Origin of the sequence: Bacillus sp. KICET-1 (assembly GCF_027721405.1) — a bacterium.
Lineage (GTDB): Bacteria > Bacillota > Bacilli > Bacillales > Bacillaceae > Bacillus > Bacillus velezensis.
The window spans coordinates 1,203,315-1,220,490 of record NZ_CP113515.1 but is presented as its reverse complement, the minus strand read 5'-3'; the positions used below and the strand labels follow the sequence as shown (position 1 = coordinate 1,220,490).

Annotated in this window: 15 protein-coding genes; 1 reads left to right on the top strand and 14 read right to left on the bottom strand. The window is 49.4% G+C overall.

Translation table 11 applies throughout. From position 1 onward, the window contains the following. Positions 1–14: 14 nt before the first annotated feature. From OVA33_RS06240 to OVA33_RS06210, 7 genes are all read right to left on the bottom strand, one after another. A complete protein-coding gene (locus OVA33_RS06240) occupies positions 15–1,214 on the bottom strand; it encodes a transaminase BacF (protein ID WP_053104075.1) in 1,200 nt (399 codons plus the stop codon). Positions 1,215–1,226: 12 nt separating this feature from the next. Continuing rightward, complete coding sequence (locus OVA33_RS06235; protein ID WP_007407671.1) at positions 1,227–2,408, bottom strand: bacilysin exporter BacE; 1,182 nt, start codon at positions 2,406–2,408, stop codon at positions 1,227–1,229. After that, a complete protein-coding gene (locus OVA33_RS06230) occupies positions 2,405–3,823 on the bottom strand; it encodes an alanine--anticapsin ligase (protein ID WP_063636522.1) in 1,419 nt (472 codons plus the stop codon). The genes OVA33_RS06235 and OVA33_RS06230 overlap by 4 nt, the downstream gene beginning before the upstream one ends. Positions 3,824–3,840: 17 nt before the next feature. Beyond that, the gene (gene bacC / locus OVA33_RS06225; protein ID WP_128974137.1) at positions 3,841–4,602 is read right to left on the bottom strand and encodes a dihydroanticapsin 7-dehydrogenase; all 762 of its coding nucleotides are present in this window, start codon (positions 4,600–4,602) and stop codon (positions 3,841–3,843) included. Beyond that, positions 4,599–5,309 (bottom strand): 3-((4R)-4-hydroxycyclohexa-1,5-dien-1-yl)-2-oxopropanoate isomerase, encoded by a 711-nt coding sequence (locus OVA33_RS06220; RefSeq protein WP_003151000.1) that lies wholly within the window; start codon positions 5,307–5,309, stop codon positions 4,599–4,601. The genes bacC and OVA33_RS06220 overlap by 4 nt, the downstream gene beginning before the upstream one ends. Then, positions 5,299–5,913 carry a bacilysin biosynthesis protein BacA gene (locus tag OVA33_RS06215; RefSeq protein ID WP_017418682.1) on the bottom strand — a complete coding sequence of 205 codons (615 nt, stop codon included), beginning with the start codon at positions 5,911–5,913 and terminating at the stop codon, positions 5,299–5,301. Before OVA33_RS06215 ends, OVA33_RS06220 begins: the two co-directional genes overlap by 11 nt. Before the next feature lie 161 nt (positions 5,914–6,074). After that, on the bottom strand, positions 6,075–7,313 hold the full coding sequence (locus OVA33_RS06210) for an MFS transporter (RefSeq protein ID WP_063636524.1): 1,239 nt from the start codon (positions 7,311–7,313) through the stop codon (positions 6,075–6,077). 222 nt (positions 7,314–7,535) lie between these two features. Here OVA33_RS06210 and OVA33_RS06205 point away from each other — a divergent pair, with 222 nt between their 5' ends. Next, positions 7,536–8,738: a multidrug effflux MFS transporter gene (locus OVA33_RS06205; RefSeq protein ID WP_017418680.1), complete on the top strand. Its 1,203-nt coding sequence runs from the start codon at positions 7,536–7,538 to the stop codon at positions 8,736–8,738. 32 nt (positions 8,739–8,770) lie between these two features. Here the strand turns inward: OVA33_RS06205 and OVA33_RS06200 are convergent, their stop codons facing one another. The 7 genes from OVA33_RS06200 to rfbD all read right to left on the bottom strand — a co-directional run bounded on the left by OVA33_RS06200 (position 8,771) and on the right by rfbD (position 17,173). Continuing rightward, positions 8,771–10,189, bottom strand: coding sequence for an amino acid permease (locus OVA33_RS06200; protein WP_017418679.1), 1,419 nt, complete (start codon positions 10,187–10,189; stop codon positions 8,771–8,773). A gap of 24 nt (positions 10,190–10,213) precedes the next feature. Beyond that, on the bottom strand, positions 10,214–11,896 hold the full coding sequence (locus OVA33_RS06195; RefSeq protein ID WP_025649397.1) for a M20 family metallopeptidase: 1,683 nt from the start codon (positions 11,894–11,896) through the stop codon (positions 10,214–10,216). 71 nt (positions 11,897–11,967) lie between these two features. After that, the gene (gene pruA / locus OVA33_RS06190) at positions 11,968–13,515 is read right to left on the bottom strand and encodes an L-glutamate gamma-semialdehyde dehydrogenase (RefSeq protein ID WP_017418678.1); all 1,548 of its coding nucleotides are present in this window, start codon (positions 13,513–13,515) and stop codon (positions 11,968–11,970) included. Between the two features lie 207 nt (positions 13,516–13,722). Further along, entirely contained in the window at positions 13,723–15,009 is a 1,287-nt protein-coding gene (locus tag OVA33_RS06185) for a Glu/Leu/Phe/Val family dehydrogenase (RefSeq protein ID WP_014419156.1), read from the bottom strand. A gap of 185 nt (positions 15,010–15,194) precedes the next feature. Beyond that, positions 15,195–15,656: a biofilm surface layer hydrophobin BslB gene (gene bslB / locus OVA33_RS06180; protein WP_003150988.1), complete on the bottom strand. Its 462-nt coding sequence runs from the start codon at positions 15,654–15,656 to the stop codon at positions 15,195–15,197. Between the two features lie 216 nt (positions 15,657–15,872). Continuing rightward, complete coding sequence (locus tag OVA33_RS06175) at positions 15,873–16,328, bottom strand: dTDP-4-dehydrorhamnose 3,5-epimerase family protein (RefSeq protein WP_003150986.1); 456 nt, start codon at positions 16,326–16,328, stop codon at positions 15,873–15,875. Beyond that, positions 16,325–17,173, bottom strand: a complete 849-nt coding sequence (gene rfbD, locus OVA33_RS06170; RefSeq protein ID WP_104842926.1) for a dTDP-4-dehydrorhamnose reductase — start codon at positions 17,171–17,173, stop codon at positions 16,325–16,327. The genes OVA33_RS06175 and rfbD overlap by 4 nt, the downstream gene beginning before the upstream one ends. Positions 17,174–17,176 lie beyond the last annotated feature (3 nt).

The following is a 17,176-nucleotide window of genomic DNA, read 5'->3' as shown; positions in this document are numbered from 1 at the left end:
AAAACATCCCGCTCTCAGCGGGATGTTTCTTGTAATGAAGGAAAGGACAAACCGAGCTTTTGAATCCGCAGCACGAATTCCCTCAAATCGCCCTTCTTGGCCACCATTGATATTCTGACATAACGCTTTCCGCCGTTGCCGAAAATCTCGCCGGGCGTCACGACAACATGGGCATGCTCCAGCAGATAGTCCGAAAACTGGTGTGAAGACTCGAATTCATTCGGAATTTCAGCCCAGACATAAAAAGTCCCTTTCGGTTTTTCAATGCTCCAGCCTAATTCCTTTTCACATAACGCCGTGAAAAAGTCAATCCGTTCTTTATATGTGCGCTTCAGACGCTCGGTATGCTCAGGATTTCCTGACAGCGCCGCCGCTGCCGCCTGCTGAAGACCGCCGAACATGCCGACGAAGACGTGATCCTGAAACTCATTGACCGCCTGAATGATTTTCTCATTCCCCACGGCAAATGCCATTCTCCAGCCTGCCATATTGAAGGTTTTCGAAAATGAATAAAGCTCCGCGCCGACCGTTTTCGCTTCTTTCGCCTGAAGAAAGCTGGCCGGGTTCTGATCAAATTCGAACGCGCCGTATGCAAAATCGTGAATAAGGTGGATGTCATGTTTTTTTGCAAACGCTGCCGCTTTTTCATAAAACGCCTGATCCGCAGTCGCGCCAGTCGGGTTATTCGGGTAATTCAAAAACATCAGCTTGGCTTTTTTCAGGACGGCGGGATCAATCCGCTCAAAATCCGGCAGATAGCCGTTTTCCGGATGAAGCGGCATCTCATGCAGCTCCGCTCTGGCCATTGTAATGCCCGATAAATACTCAGGGTAGCCGGGGTTCGGGACTAAGGCGATATCGCCGGGATTCAGCAGGCATTGCGTCAAAACGTACAAACCAGCTTTCCCTCCGCCGAACAGCGCGACTTCTGTCTCCGGATTGACCGATACCCCGTACTCTCTCTCATAAAATTCCGCGATGGCTTCTTTCAGAAACGGATAGCCTCTGAACGGGCCGTATCCGTGATACGAAGGATTCAGCGCAGCCTCCCGCAAAGTTTCAACGATATGCGGCGGAGTGGGGAGATCAGGATTCCCCTGCCCGAGGTTAATGATCTGAGCTCCCGTTTTCTCCATCTCTTTTACCTTTTGAAAAACGAGCGAAAATTCCTGTTTCGGAAGTGTCTTGATGACGTCGGACGGTATGATTTCCATCTGAAAGGCTCCTTATAAATGAATTTGCTCTGATTCGTTATTCCGTTCTGAAAAGGATTTATTGACCAGTTTTGTATGCAGAAACAGCCCGCTGACCAAAAGGACGATAAACGCCATGATGACTGCCGCGTCTACAATGTTGATCAGCATGGAACCGACGGCGATGCACAATCCGATGGACGCCTCCGCCACCGAAAAAATCCGGCCCTGAATCTGGTTCGCCGCGTTCTCCTGAACTTTGACCTTTGCCAGCACTTCACCGTATTCCATTGCGATAAAGAAAAGAATGGCGGCAATGACTGACACGGCGAAAATCGGGGTAAACAAAAACAGCGCAAGCGAGACGATCGATAACACTGTAAAATACATCAGCCCTTTATTGTTGTTAAAGCCCCATTTGCTGACAAGAGCGGCGCCGATAAAGCCGCCGAAGCCGATACAGAACGTCAGGATGAAATTGCCGATTTCCCCGTCGCCTAAAAAGCGGCTGACAATCGGGAAATAGCTGTAGACGACACCCCACAAAAGCGCCATCGTAATCATCGTGAACATGGCGTTTAACACAAAAGCATTTGTTTTGATTTCCTTCAGGCCTTCTTTAAACGACTGAAAAGCTTCTCTCACGTTTTCTGACTGAATCGGCACGTATTGAAGCTTAATGCGGCTGATGAAAAACGCGGAGACAAGATAGGTCACCCCGTTAAACGCGACGGCAAGCTCCACAGAACCGCCCAACAGAAAAAGTCCGCCGGCTGCAGCGCCGACAATAATCGAAATCGTCGTGGCTTTTGCAAACAAAGTGTTGATATTTTTAATATCCGCTTCTAAAGACGACATGACCGCGAGACGTGCCGGGTTAAAAAACACGCCGCTTCCGTAAGAAACAAACAGCAGCGCCAGAAAAAGCAGCGGATATTCGCCTTTCGGGAGAAATGTCAGCCCCAAAAAGATGACGCCTCTGATCACATCCGTCCACAGCATGATTTTCACCCTGTCGAGCCGGTCCACGAGCACGCCTAAAAACGGCTGAAACACCATCGGAATACTGCGGACCGCGATGACGCCAGACGTCACCCAGTAGTCGTGATAGTATGTAGACAAAATGAGCAGGGCCGGGAGAACGCAATAGTCTCCCATAAACGAAAGCGCCTGCCCGAAAAGCAAATACTTAGAGTTCGGTTTCAGCTGTTTCATACCGGTAACGCATACTTTGCAGTCAGCTTCGCCTGCTGCTGAATTTGTTTGATTGATTCGGCCACGTCACCCGAATTGCTTCCTTTCAGCTCAAACGCCGCAATGCTGTTGAACGCTTCGAACAGCCGCAGATCCACGGATGTACCCGCCTCGGCCGCTGAGAAAGAAACGATTTCGGTGTCTCCCTTTAAGACGCCGGCGGGAATGTCAATGCTTTCAATGACGAAATCGAAGGCCGTCTCAGGCAGCTGGCCGTTCTCTTTGAAATGCTGAGGATACAAGTGGCAGTCGGCGACATAGCATGGCTCCTGCTCCAATAACCCTTTCGGCAGATCGGCTTCTTTTCCGAAACAGAGAACATCCAATAACAGCTGCGCCATATCGACGCCGAAGACCTTTTTAATATTCGGAATCATGTTCCAGCCCGCAAATCGTGCCGCTGATTCAATCAGTCCGGCTTCCCGGTTTTTCATTAATTTAATCTCTGTATGTGTTGCGCAGTTTTCGAGGCCGAGTCCTTCATTCGCCTTTTTGGCTGCTTCGACGATTTTCCGCTTCGCGTCATCATCCAAGATGGACGGCGTAATATGCGATGTCTCCGTGAATCCGATTTGCGGTGTTTTATCATGAATCGCGACGGGGAAGTATTCCCCGTCGGCCATGATGCCTTCTATGCTGATATAGTCGGAATAACCGCTTGTTTCGTACCAGTCGTCATACTCGCCCTGCAAAAATTCTTCCGCGATAAACGGCGCTTCAAACGTGACCGCTTTCGGTACGTTGATCGACTTCAGGTATTCATTGACTCTGTTAAATTCGGCTTCGGCCGTTTCCATCTCTTTGATAAGCGTCACGCCGATGGAGCTCGCCAGATATGTAGGCTTCAGAATGAGCGGCGTTCCGATTTCCTGAAGCGCGGCGCGGAAATCTTCCAGCGTCGTCACCCGTTTGTTTTTGATGGATTTGACGCCGGCCCGGTTGAAGGCGGCTCTCATTTTGTTTTTATCTCTGGCATTTTCAGCGGCCTGTACGCCCGCTCCCCGCAGGCCGAGACGTTCACACGCTTTTGCCATCGGAGCGATAAACAGTTCATTGTTGGTCGTAATGGCGTCAACCGCGAACATGCCGGCCACCTTGACGATTTCTTCGACTACTTCTTCCTCAGGTTTGTCATGATCTTCATGAGCCCAGTAAATCGAATCGGGATGCTCAAAATCAGCCAGACTCTTAAAATAGTCTTTATCTTTAATGACCGCGACCGAGTATTTTTCAATCAAAGCTGCATGAGAGGCTGTAATTGCAAAAGGCCTTGGAATAAAGCTGACCAGGTTATATTTTTCAGCAGCGCTTTTATAAAACATGTGCGGCGGGCAGCCTCCAAGATCAGCAATGACCAATACTGTTTTTCTCTCCATATGTAAACACTCCTTCTCTATTGTGCGGTGTATCCACCGTCTGCGGTGATCGCGCTTCCGGTCATATAGCTTGATAAATCCGAAGCGAGAAACAGCATGACGTTCGCTATTTCTTCAGGCTTGCCGAGTCTCAGCAGCGGATTGACTTTCGCTTTTTCTTTTTTGATTTCTTCAAGCGTGCCTTCGTTGTTTTCAAGGAACGACTTTTCATTCAAAGGTGTGTCAATGATTCCCGGGCACACGCAATTGACACGGATGTTGTGTTTGGCGTAATCGACGGCCATCGAACGCGTCAGCTGCAATACGCCGCCTTTAGAAGCGTTATATGCGGGAATGTCGGGCCATGCGACGACTCCTCCGACGGAGCACGTGTTAATGATATTGCCCTTGCCGCTTTTGAGCATATACTTGAGCGCGTGCTTGCTCATAAGAAACATGCCCGTCAGATTGACGTTGAGCACTTTGTCCCAATCGCTCAGCTCCATCTCATGAATCGGGGCGACAATTTCGATGCCGGCGTTATTGATTAACACATCCAATCCGCCGAACTTATCAACCGCTGACCGGATGGCGTTTTGACATGCCGGTTCATCTGTAATATCCGTCCGGACAAAATGCAGCCTGTCATTGTTTTCTTTCCGGATCATCGCTTCTCCCTGCGTCTCATCAATATCCGCGACGACCACATTTGCCTCTTGATTCAGAAACGCCTGAACCGCGGCATAACCGATGCCTGATGCGCCCCCTGTGATGAGGACGGTTTTATCCGTCAGGTTCATGACTCTTTCGCCTCTAATTTTTTCGCTTTTGCTCTGTTATAGCGCGGAGGGAAAAAGATATTGACTGATTTTGAATCTTTTTCAAATCTGTTGATGGCGCCGTGATCTTCTCTCGGATCGCAGAAATAAGCTGTACCGAATGTCATATCCACTTTGCAGCCTTCAATGGTCATATCATAGCCGCCGCCGATGCAGATGCCGATCTGTTCATTGCGGTGTTTATGAAACGGCATTTCTCCTCCATTGCCCGGAATGTTGGCAAGCATGATTTCCACCCAGTCTTCCACGAAGAACGTGACTTCCATCCCAGGCAATAAGTCTCTCGTTTTAAAAATATTCAAAAAATAGTCCTCGGGGCTTGTGTAGGTTTCACCGGCTTTCAGGCGTTTAATATCAATGGCGATCACTTCTTGATCCGTCTCATTTCTTGCGCCGTGAGGCACGTTAGGAGGCGCGATATAGGCTGATTCCAGCGCGGTCATCTTTCTTGTGACATCTCCGACAGTCATGGACAGCTCGCCGGAAACGACAAGGCCGATTTGGACTTCCTTATGCTGATGCGGTTCCACGTTTGTATGCGGCGGAACGTAAGAAAGCAGAACTTCCGTATCGCCTCTGACGGACGAATATTGTCTTACTCCGTTATCCCATTCTATTAATTTAGGCGTCGGGAAATAAAGTTCCTGCAAATCTTGTTCAGTTTTCATCATGAATCTCTCCTTTTCCGAATAATGACCAGCTCATGGGAATGCTTTTAAATGTTTTGACAAAGTGAAGGCCGTACTTTTGTCTGGCCAGCTCATTTGTCAGCGCGATGTCGGACAAACCGTCCTTCACTCTTTTCGCGGCTGCGCTCGTTGAGTTCACCAGATCAAACGTGACATCTTTACGGGTAAAATACTTAATCAAATTGATAGGAGACGGGTGGGATACGATGACAGCCTTATCAAGCATGTCATCCGTATATTCAAAACCGGGCCGGACAGCCAGGCCGTACATCGGGGTGTCGCACCTGAAAATTTGCAGAAGCTGCAGATCCGGTCTCATGTAGAAGTGCTTAATGCCGTCATACGCGTGAGGCACAATTGTGTATTCCAGCGGACTTTGAAGCGTTTTTTCAATGCACGATTCAAATGTATCATGCAGTGATAATTTACTGTTCACCCCTTGGAGAAGGGTAAAATTGGTGATGAAGTTTTTTGCTGCGTACTCACTGCTTGTCCCTTCAGGACCGAGCGTGTTGATCGTAATCAGTTTAGATATTGAATAAGCCTTGCTTTTTGTTTGAATGCTATTATCCAATATAATCATGAGCACCAACCAATCTGTTAAATTTTAAGTAAATATTATCCATAGACGTTCAAGCTGTCAATATTATTTGAAAATATTGATAATTATTCCTATATATTAAAAAACACCTTAAGATATAAGGTGTTAAAAATTAACATTTACAAAATTATAGAAACTTTATTTTACCGATACAATGATTGGTCGGCCTGATGCTCATATTTCCCATACCTTCTGTATGCGAAAACGCTGAGGACAAAGCCGATGAGGGTGACGGCCGCACAGATAAATCCGACAGCTGCATATCCGTATCCGACATAGACCGGACCCATGACAGCAGAACCCAAGGTGACGGCCAAATTGGACGCCAGGCTGTAAAATGCCATGATTTTGCCCCGGCGGCTCTGTGAGCAATCACTTAAAATGGTGCTGAGCAAGGTCACCGTCAGGCTTTGCATCAATCCCCAGACGAATAACCCGATGACCAAAAACGGCATTGATGACGGCGCATAGGCGAGACAGGAAAGCCATATGCTGATCACGGCCAATGCCGCGATCAAAGAGCGCATTTTCCCCGCCTTATCTGCGATTTTTCCGGTGAACACGCTCATGGAAAAACCGATTCCGTACACCATGATCAGCAGCCCTGAAGCTGTATTTCCCCCCGGGAGCATGCGGTGAAGATAGGTGCCGAGAAAGGAATACATGCCGTAAAAACCGATCATGTTGCAAAAAGTGATCGTGAGGTATACAGGGACACGGGGCACCTTCAGCGCATCCCGGAAAGTGCCTGCCTGCCGTCCGTTTTCCTCTTCTGTTTTATCCCCATCCTCCGTACTGCGGCGCGCCTCAATGAAAATGAGCGAAGCAACGAGGACAGACATGAGGGCGAAAATCCAAAACGTCCACCGCCAATTCAAAACGCCGCCGATAAAAGAGCCGATCGGAACGCCGAAAATCAAAGCGAGCGACCAGCTTGACACGATCAGACCCATCACCTTGCCGCGGTACGCATAAGGCACACGGTCGCCGACCACCGCATAAGCTGTCGGCACAAACGCACCCGCCGCAAGCCCGGAAAGCGCCCTGCCCAGAAAGAAGAAAAAGAGATTGTGCGCCAGCGCGCAGATCACCGTGCCGGCCGTAAATATAAGCAGCCCCGCCAGCAGGCTGAGCTCCCGGGAATATTTATCTCCCAGCGGAACGAGAAGCGGCGCGCCGATAAAAATCATCACTCCGTAAATACTGATGGAAAGCGCCAGCACACTGACATCCGAGCTGAAAGCCCGCGCTAAATCCGGAAGCAGCGGAGAAATCACCAGCTCTTCAGAACCCGCGGCAAATACGCCTAATGTCAAAGCAAGCGCGAGACAGATCGGAAATCGGCGTTTCGTTTCGATGTGATCGGTTTGTTTGCTGTTCATGCTCTGTGAACACCTCTTCCGTAAAACTTTTCTACCTTTTGTTGTTTTATAGTTTAGCATCCTTATGTTTCATTTTACATTTCACATGAAAACCAATTCTGATTTTTTATTTACATTCAGATTTTAAATAAAATATTTAGTTTATATTCAACAAATAATATAAAATACGCCGTCCGGTTATGCTATAGTGATAGAATCATTTGTTAAGGTGGGGGTCATGGAATGAATAACGCTGATTCAAAGGCCGCCCGCGCAGGCCTCGGCATGGTACTGATTCTCGGGACGCTCGCTTCATTCGGGCCGCTTTCGCTCGATATGTATCTGCCCGCTTTGCCTGAAGTGGCGGCCGATCTTCATACGACAGCGTCACTTGCGCAGCTGAGCCTGACGTTCTGTCTTTTGGGGCTGGCGGTCGGGCAGATCGTTGTCGGGCCGCTCAGTGATATGATCGGGCGCCGGAAGCCGCTGATTCTGTCATTGCTGCTTTATACGCTGTCTTCTTTATTATGCGCCTTCAGCCCTTCTGTTTCGTTTTTAATTGTCATGAGGTTTATTCAAGGATTCACCGGGGCGGCCGGAATCGTCATCGCACGGGCTTCCGCACGCGATATGTATTCCGGAAAAGAATTGACAGCTTTTTTCTCATTACTGATGCTCGTCAATGGGGCGGCGCCGATTTTAGCGCCGATTACAGGGGGATTTATCCTTCAGTTCGCCGGCTGGAAAATCGTATTTATCGTGCTGGCGGTGATCGGCTGTATCATTTCTGCCGCCGTGCTTACGGCGTTGCCTGAATCACTCCCGCCGGAAAAGCGGACAAGCGGCGGACTCCGGGAGACGCTGATGACGTTTCGCGGCCTGCTTGGCGACCGGATGTTTATGGGATTTGCGCTCAGCCAGGCATTTGTGATGATCGGCATGTTCGCATACATTGCCGGGTCGCCGTTTGTACTGCAAAACATCTACGGCGTATCAGCGCAAATGTTCAGCCTGCTGTTCGCCGTAAACGGTGCGGGAATCATATGCGCCACCCAAATCACCGGACGGATGGCTAAAACACATGATGAACGGAAGCTGTTTGTCTCCGGGCTGTTGATCGCCGTCATCGGAAGCATCGCTTTGCTTTTATCACTTGCGTTTGGTTTAGGCCTGACGGCGGTCTGCATTTCTTTATTCATCATTGTTTCTTCTGTCGGGATCGTCACGACGACGGGGTTTTCTCTGGCTATGCAGAAACAGGAGAAAGGCGCGGGAAGCGCTGCGGCTCTTCTCGGACTCCTGCCCTTTATCGGGGGTGCGGCTGCCGCTCCCCTTGTCGGTATTGCCGGAGAAGAAAATGCCTGGCCGATGGCTGTCAGCATTTTCGGTTTTGAGTTCTGTGCCGTTCTATCCTATGTGCTGTCGGCCAAACGGAAAACAAAGTAAAGCCCGCCGCTTTAAGCGAAGGGCTTTTTTTCTTATCCGGCAGCGCCTTTTTCCGAAGAAGCCGGCTCACGCTTCAGGCGTTTTTTGATACCGAAGTGATAATACGCGTAACAGATGATCATCAGCGGGACGCCGCAGTACAGACCGATACGCTGGTCGGGAATAAAGATGAGACTGATTAAGATAAGACCGTAAACCGAAAATCCGAGAATCGGCACGATCGGATAAAGAGGCGTTTTAAATGCCAGGTCTTTCAGATTTCCTCCTTCAGCGAGAAAGCGTCTCCGGAAAACGAATTGAGAAGCGCAGATTGACATCCACGCGACGACGGTAATCATACCGGAGATGGAAATGAGCCACACATACACCGTTACAGCCGCGAATACACTTGTCAGCAGGGATAAACCGGAGATAGCGATGGTGATGGAAAGAGCTTTCAGAGGCACGCCTTTTTTCGTCAGTTTCGTTAAGGAAGCGGGGCCCATCTTAGTTTTTGACAGGGACCACATCATTCTGGACGAAGCGTACAGCCCGGAATTCGCCACCGACAGCATGGCGGTCAGAATGACAAAGTTCATGATATCAGCCGCATAGGGAACGCCGATTTTATCCAGCACAGCCACAAACGGGCTTTCGATGACGCCTGCCGTTTGGTACGGCAAAATGGACACGAGAACAAACATCGCCAGCACGAAGAAAAACAGCGTCCGCCATATGACGTTTCGGATGGAGCGGGGAAGCGTCTTTTCCGGATTTTCGCTTTCTCCCGAGGCGATTCCGACCAGCTCGGTGCCCTGGAATGAAAAATTCACCATGACAAGGGTAAACAGCACGGCTTGGGCGCCGTTCGGGAAAAGCCCTTTGTCCGTCGTAAAGTTTGACAGATACGGAGCCGTCTGCCCGCCGTTAAAACCGACAAAGCCGAATACCGCAGCGCAGCCGAGAATAATAAACAATACAATGGCCATGACCTTAATGCTGGAAAACCAAAATTCCATTTCCGCAAAACTCCGCGCAGACAGGGCGTTAATGGAAAAAATGACGACGCCGAATACAAGGCACCACACCCAAATCGGAACGGCCGGAAACCACCGCTGCATTAAAATCCCCGCCGACGTCAGTTCAAGCCCCACTGTATTGGCCCAGCTGAATGCGTACATCCATCCGATCGTAAAACCCGTCGACGGCCCGAGAAACTTTGCGGCATACGCCTGAAATGATCCTGCGACCGGCATGGCGACCGCGAGCTCCCCCAAACAAAGCATCACCAGATACATTAAAAATCCGCCGATCACATAAGCCAATATCGCGCCGATCGGCCCCGCTTCACTGATCGTAAAACCGGAGCCCAGAAAAAGCCCCGTCCCGATCACGCCGCCGAGGGCGATCATAAACAAATGCCGGCCCTTCATCGTGCGCTGCAATTCAGTTTGATTGGTATCTCCCTGCATATACATCCCCCTTATTCCGTTATGTCAGCCATTTGTGCGTATGTCTAATCGGTAGCTGTGCAAAAGGTGCATTGTCGTCTGCTGAATGAGCTCCGGCAGCACATGGAATGTGTACGGCTTGTACACGCGTTCCGTCCATTTATGGCCGTCCTTTCCGTATACCCCTATATTGACCGACGGAATATTCAATTCCCTGATTTCTTTAAAAGGAATCGTCCCGATGACATCCCAGCCCGGAAAATTATCGGTAAAGGCGGAGACCTCCTCGTCTGTTTCATGCAGCGATAAAAAGCTTCCGTCCGCTAAATATGGGAAAAACTTTTTAAAGGCGAAGGTTTCTCCGGTTGATGCCGCTGTTTTATCGACGGCTTCTTGAATGACATGTTGCAAAAGCCGGTCCCGTGTGCTCTCTTCCTTCAGATAATTGTGCGGAAGGTAAGGCGGCGCATAGAAAATAATGACCTTGGCTCCCTGCTCAGGATCGAGTTTTTGCAGTTCCTCGACGGCTTTAAAACATCTCATCCGCAGTTCAAGATGTTCATATGTTTTAAATGCCTGCTCGATACACTGCGCCGGGTCTATCCCGCGGCTTCTCAGCCTTTTCAGATAATCTTCCAGACTGTACACTTGAACGTTCCATGACATCTCTTTTTTCGGCAGGCTCGTTCTCTCACAGTATTCGTCGTAATAATCAGATAATTTTCGTTCTGTCTCTTTGCAGGCTTCGTCAGCCACCGCAGTCAGCTGATCCATGACTTCTTTGGCGGTTTTCTCGTAAATAAAATAATTAAAATAGACATAGCTGCTGACGGCGGTCTGCACGTTATACGCTTCCTTGTTGTCACGCTGGTAGAGGCAGGTCGGCGGAAGCACAAGCTCTCCCTCAATGTTTTCCGCCATATGAATATTGTTATGAACTCTTCTGGTGATTTCTGACGCGATCAAATTCGGATCGATGCCGGACAGCGTATCTCCGACATGCACCTCCCGCCCGTAAATCGCAAAGCAAGGCAAAAGCTTCCCTGCCGCGCCCGTGTAGATGTACCTTGTCGTGTCACCCTCATACAGCGGCGTGATGAAGTCGTTATTAATCGCTGCTAAATAACGAAGCTGCTTTTCTTGTTTCAGCCGTTTTAATTCAGAAATGCTGGTTAAAATGCCGGAATGCTGGCTTTCTTCATCCGGGTTTGCCATGAACAGAATATGGCCCGGCAGCTGATCGCGCCGTTCAGAAAAGTGAAGCAGATTGGCGAGATGAACGGCAATACCGCTCTGCATATCAACCGAACCCCTTCCGAACATCCACTCGCCTGAGCGGGCGTCCCGCTGCACATCACGATCAAATTCATAGTTTGAGAAATACTCCGCGAGACGGTCGGAATCAAAAGCGATATCTTTTAAAGGGCCGAAATCCTCGATGCCGACCGTATCAAGATGAGCGTGATAAATGACCGTATTCAGGCTGTCGCCGTTTCCCTCAATAAATGCGAAAATATTTTTGCGGCCGTAAGGGTCCTCAGGAATCGCCTGCTCCCACACATGTGACGGGTTCTCCTGAAAGTAGGGAAAGCTCTTGATCATATCTTTGATATAGTCGGCTTTTTTTCCTTCTCCCAATGTGCCGTTAATGCTGTTTAACGCCACCAGTGATTTCGTAATAGCTTCTATTTTCTCCTCCGGAAGCATTTTGCTGAGCTGCTGATACATGTTCCATCCTCCTTACCCTCATATAGAGAAAATAGCGCGACTCTCTTTTTCATCGCGCTATTTCCGAAAGATTAATAGGCTTCAGACGTTGTTTTTGCCTGCATATGAAGAATCAGATAGTCAGGTCCTCCGGCTTTTGAATCGGTTCCTGACATATTAAAGCCGCCGAACGGCTGGTATCCGACAATCGCTCCCGTACAGCCGCGGTTGAAGTATAGATTCCCGACGTGAAAATCTTCGCGGGCGCGTTCAATGTGCGCGCGGGTTTTCGATAACAGAGCGCCCGTCAGTCCGTAATCGGTATTATTGGCAATCTCAAGCATATGGTCGAAATCACGGGCTTTTGAGATCGCGACGACCGGCCCGAAAATTTCCTCCTGCATCAGGCGGGCGTTTTCATCAACATCCGCAAAAATGGTCGGCTGAATAAAGTATCCTTTTGAGTCATCACCTTCGCCTCCCGTCAGGAGTTTTCCTTCTGTTTTGCCGATTTCGATATACCTCATGACTTTATTATAAGATGCTTCGTGGATGACTGGCCCCATGTATGTATCAAAATCTTCCGGACTTCCGACGGTGAGTGATTTTGTTAAAGCGACGGCTTTTTCAACAACTTCATCATAGACGTCCTGATGAATGACCGCACGGGAACCGGCTGAACATTTTTGGCCTGAGAATCCGAAGGCGGAATACACGATTGAGGAAGCGGCAAGATCAAGATCAGCATCTCTGTCTACAAGCACCGTATCTTTCCCTCCCATTTCGGCAATGACCCGTTTCAGCCACTTTTGGCCCGGCTGTACTTTTGCGGCGCGTTCATAGATGCGGCATCCGACCGCGCGGGAGCCTGTAAACGACACAAATCTCGTCTTTGGATGCTCAACCAGATAGTCGCCGATTTCTCCTCCGTCGCCCGGTATGAATTGGAGCACGCCGTCCGGCAGGCCCGCTTCTTTCATCACTTCAACAAATTTCGCCGCCACGACAGGCGCCGCATCCGCCGGTTTCAGCAGTATCGTGTTGCCTGTTACGATGGCTGCCGCCGCCGTTCCCGCCATGATCGCAAGCGGGAAGTTGAATGGAGAAATGACGATTCCCACCCCAAGCGGCTCATAGTGATACTGATTATATTCTCCGTCACGGCTCTTTACAGGGGAACCGTCTTTCAGTTTCAGCATCTGACGGGCGTAATACTCTAAAAAGTCGATCGCTTCCGCCGTATCAGCATCCGCTTCCTTCCACGGTTTTCCGGCTTCTTTCACTAGATACGCGGAGAATTCGTGCTTTCTTCTGCGGATGATCGCCGCCGCTTTAAACAGCACATTCGCGCGGTGTTCCGGCCGTACTTTTTTCCATGTTTGAAATGCCTGCAGCGCAGCCAGCATGGCCTTTTCCGCAAGTTCTTTTCCGGCTGCCGATACAGAACCGATCACTTCTTTTTTATCTGCCGGATTGACGGAAATGATCTTTTTATCCGTTTCAATCGCTTCACCGTTGATGATAAGCGGATAATGCTTGCCGAGCTGTGAATTCACATAAGCCAGCGCTTCCTGAAACGATTGTTTATTTGTCTCTTCCTGAAAATTTGTAAATGGTTCGTGTGCGTATGAAACTGTCATTAGAATTCCTCCCCGTATTTTGTAATGTGTGCTCACGCTTTATGAAGATGCAAGAAGCATACCAGCATAGCAATTTGTGATAAAAATAAGAAAATCTTTGCCGAAAGCGGACGAAGCTTGTCCGAATCTGTCAGCTGCAATCTGAAAACGCAAAGAAATTTTGCGATCTGCTATATAACTGACGCAAAATCTCTTTGCGGGTAACACTTATACCCAGCCGCGGAACCGGGCCGCTTCAGCCGACTTTCTGATGCCCGTCATATAGGCGGCCAAACGCATATCGACTTTGTGGGTATGCGCTGTCTGATAAATGGATTCAAACGAATTCACCATGACGCTGCGCAGTTTTCCGGCGACTTCCTCCTCAGACCAGTAAAAGCCTTGATTATTTTGCACCCATTCAAAATAAGACACCGTCACGCCGCCGGCGCTTGCCAAAATATCCGGCACGAGAAGCACGCCTCTTTCATTCAGGATTTTCGTGGCGTCTATCGTTGTCGGCCCGTTCGCCGCCTCCACAATGATTGAGGCTTTAATGTGATGGGCGTTTTCAGCCGTAATCTGATTGGAGATTGCGGCAGGCACGAGAATATCACAGTCCTTTTCCAGCAGCTCCCTGTTCGTTATGACATCCGAGAAGAGATTCGTCACCGTGCCGAAGCTGTCCCGCTTATCCAGCAGGTAATCAATGTCAAGGCCGTCAGGGTCATACAAAGCGCCGTGGGCGTCTGAGATGCCGATCACCTTGGCGCCGGCGTCATGCATAAATTTAGCGAGAAAGCTCCCCGCATTTCCGAACCCCTGAATGATGATCCGCGCATTTTCCAATGGAATCCCTTTTTTCTTAACGGCTTCCTCAATACAAATCGTGACGCCTTGCGCGGTCGCCGTCTCCCGCCCCTGTGAACCGCCGAGAACGATCGGTTTGCCCGTAATGAATCCCGGTGAATCAAATTCTCTCAGGCGGCTGTATTCGTCCATCATCCATGCCATAATCTGCGAGTTGGTATATACGTCGGGAGCCGGAATATCCTTTGTCGGACCGACGATCTGGCTGATCGCGCGCACATATCCGCGGCTCAGCCGTTCCAGCTCTCCGAATGACATCGTCCGCGGATCACAGATGATGCCGCCTTTTCCGCCCCCGTAAGGAAGATTTGTGATGCCGCATTTTAAAGTCATCCAGACCGAAAGCGCCTTAACCTCTTCTTCACTGACTTCCGGATGAAACCGCACGCCTCCTTTTGTCGGGCCGACTGCGTCATTATGCTGTGAGCGGTAGCCCGTGAAAACCTGTACTGAGCCATTGTCCATTTTGACGGGAATGCGTACGGTCAAAAGCCGCATCGGCTCTTTCATCAGTTCATACATATTGTCAGGATAGCCCAGTTTGCGCAGGGCCTCTTTTATGATCGATTGTGTGGACAAGAACAAATTAAGAACTTCTTTTTCTTCATCTTTCTGATTGCTTTTAGAAAGCGGGTTGGCTGACATGTTTTATCACCTCATCGTATTTTACGTGTAAGCTTCAATTACCGGCAGAACAAAATGTAAGCGCTTTTACACCAAAACCCATCAATCCCTTTCACATTGTCGTTACGCCCCTTTTTATATGCAAGATTCATGCCAGGTTTTTGTGTGTAAAAAAAGAGGCTGTTGTCAGCCTCTTTCATCCCGGATTAACGCGGGTCAATAACCAGCTTTGTTTCGGCATAGAGACTGCCGGCCCCCAAACCGTTTACGTAATCGCCTTTAATTGTATACGTGCCCGCGCGCGGAAGGTTTTTACGCACCAGGACGAGATTGTATTCAGACGCGCCCAATAAGTCAAGGGTAAGCGGAAGTCTGACCGTTTTTCCGTAGTTGAGAATTTGCGTTTCTTTCAGTGTTCTTCCGTTTACAGAGTCCCTCACAGTGGCGTTGAACCCGTCAGGAAATTGAAATTCAACGGCCCCGACGGCAAGCAGCGCATTCGGCTTGTATGTGACTTCAATATCAGACGTCGCGTATTCTTTCGTACTATTGACGGTTTTCGCTTCAATAACGGCAGATTGGGCGTTCGCATGAAAAGATGGCAAGAACACAGCTGAAAATACCGCAGCACTGATGAGAAAGGCAGAAAATGATTTTCTTTTTAACATCATGAATTCCTCCAGATCATATAGGATTCAGAGCGTCCTCTGCCGGAAAAGCGTGTCTGATGATTCCATTCGCGAATTGGGTTTCTCTTTTCCTGAGAATAATCTACCACCTTTATCCATGGAAGTAAATTATTTTTTAGAATATTCAATCATTTATTTTTCGCGAGATGAATCAGCACAAAAAAACGAAGACATCCGCTGTCTTCGTCTTGTGCGCTACCGGTGAGCCGTCTGCCAGTCAAATCCGATGGTGTCATCATTCCACGGGATTCTTTTTTCGTCAGGCTGATCCGGATTGTAGGACATCGTCGTGAAATAAATAATGGTCAGCGGGGTTTCGCCCAGCACTCTGTACCCGTGTGCGACGCCTTTGGGAATGAGAAGGAGCATCGGATTGTCTTCTCCCATGTAGTAGACATCCGTTTCTCCCTTGGTTGCCGACTCTTCGCGAAGGTCATGGAGCACGACCTGGGCGTGACCCGTCGGAAAAAACCACAGGTCATCCTGTTTCTCATGATAGTGAAATGCTTTAATGACGCCGGGATAGCTTTTGGACCAGGAAGCCTGCCCGAAACGCTCTAAGAGATGTTCATCGTCACGGACGAGTTCTGAGAAAAAACCCCGGTCATCGCTGTGTTTGATCAGCTTTTTGATTTTTACGCCTTCGATCACTTGCACTGTCCCTCCCTTTGTAAATAATCATGCAGCGCTTCCCGCCAATGCCTCATGCCGAGCCCCTGCCGTTCAATCGACTCAAGACTCAACACCGAATAAGCGGGGCGCGGCGTCTCATTTCCGTATTCCTCCGTCGTGACGGGCAGCACGGCGGCGGTTCTGCCGCTTTCTTCAAAAATAGCCTTGGCAAATTCATACCAGCTGCACACTCCGCTGTTTGCGGCGTGGTATAAGCCCGGCGGCCTGTCAAACAGACCGATCACCGTTTCGGCTAAATCCTTTGTGTACGTCGGCGCCCCGATTTGATCGTTAACGACACGCACCTGATCATGTGTATCCGCAAGTTTCAGCATCGTATTGACAAAGTTGTGCCCGCCGCTGCCGTACACCCACGATGTTCTGATAATGGTGTGGTTTTTTCCAGTCAACCGGATCAGTTCTTCGCCGAGTTTTTTGCTTTTTCCGTAAATCGTGCCCGGATCTGCGGGATCGTCGGTCTGGTATGGCCGTGTTCCTTTGCCGCTGAAGACGTAATCGGTGCTGATGTGAATGAATTTCGCGCCGGTGTTTTCAGCCTCAAGCGCGGCATAATAAGCGCCGATTCCGTTTATTAAATACGCTTTGTCGAGCTCCGTTTCACATTTGTCAACGGAGGTGTATGCCGCCGTATTGACGACGATATCCGGCTTGTAATGGCTGAACGAGTGCCGCACCGAACGCTGGTCGGATATGTTCATCATCGCTTTTGTCAAGGCGATCACTTCATACCCTTCCCGCTTCAGCTGGCGGCATAACTCCCGCCCCAGCTGGCCGGCCGCTCCGGTTACTAATACCTTCGTCAATCG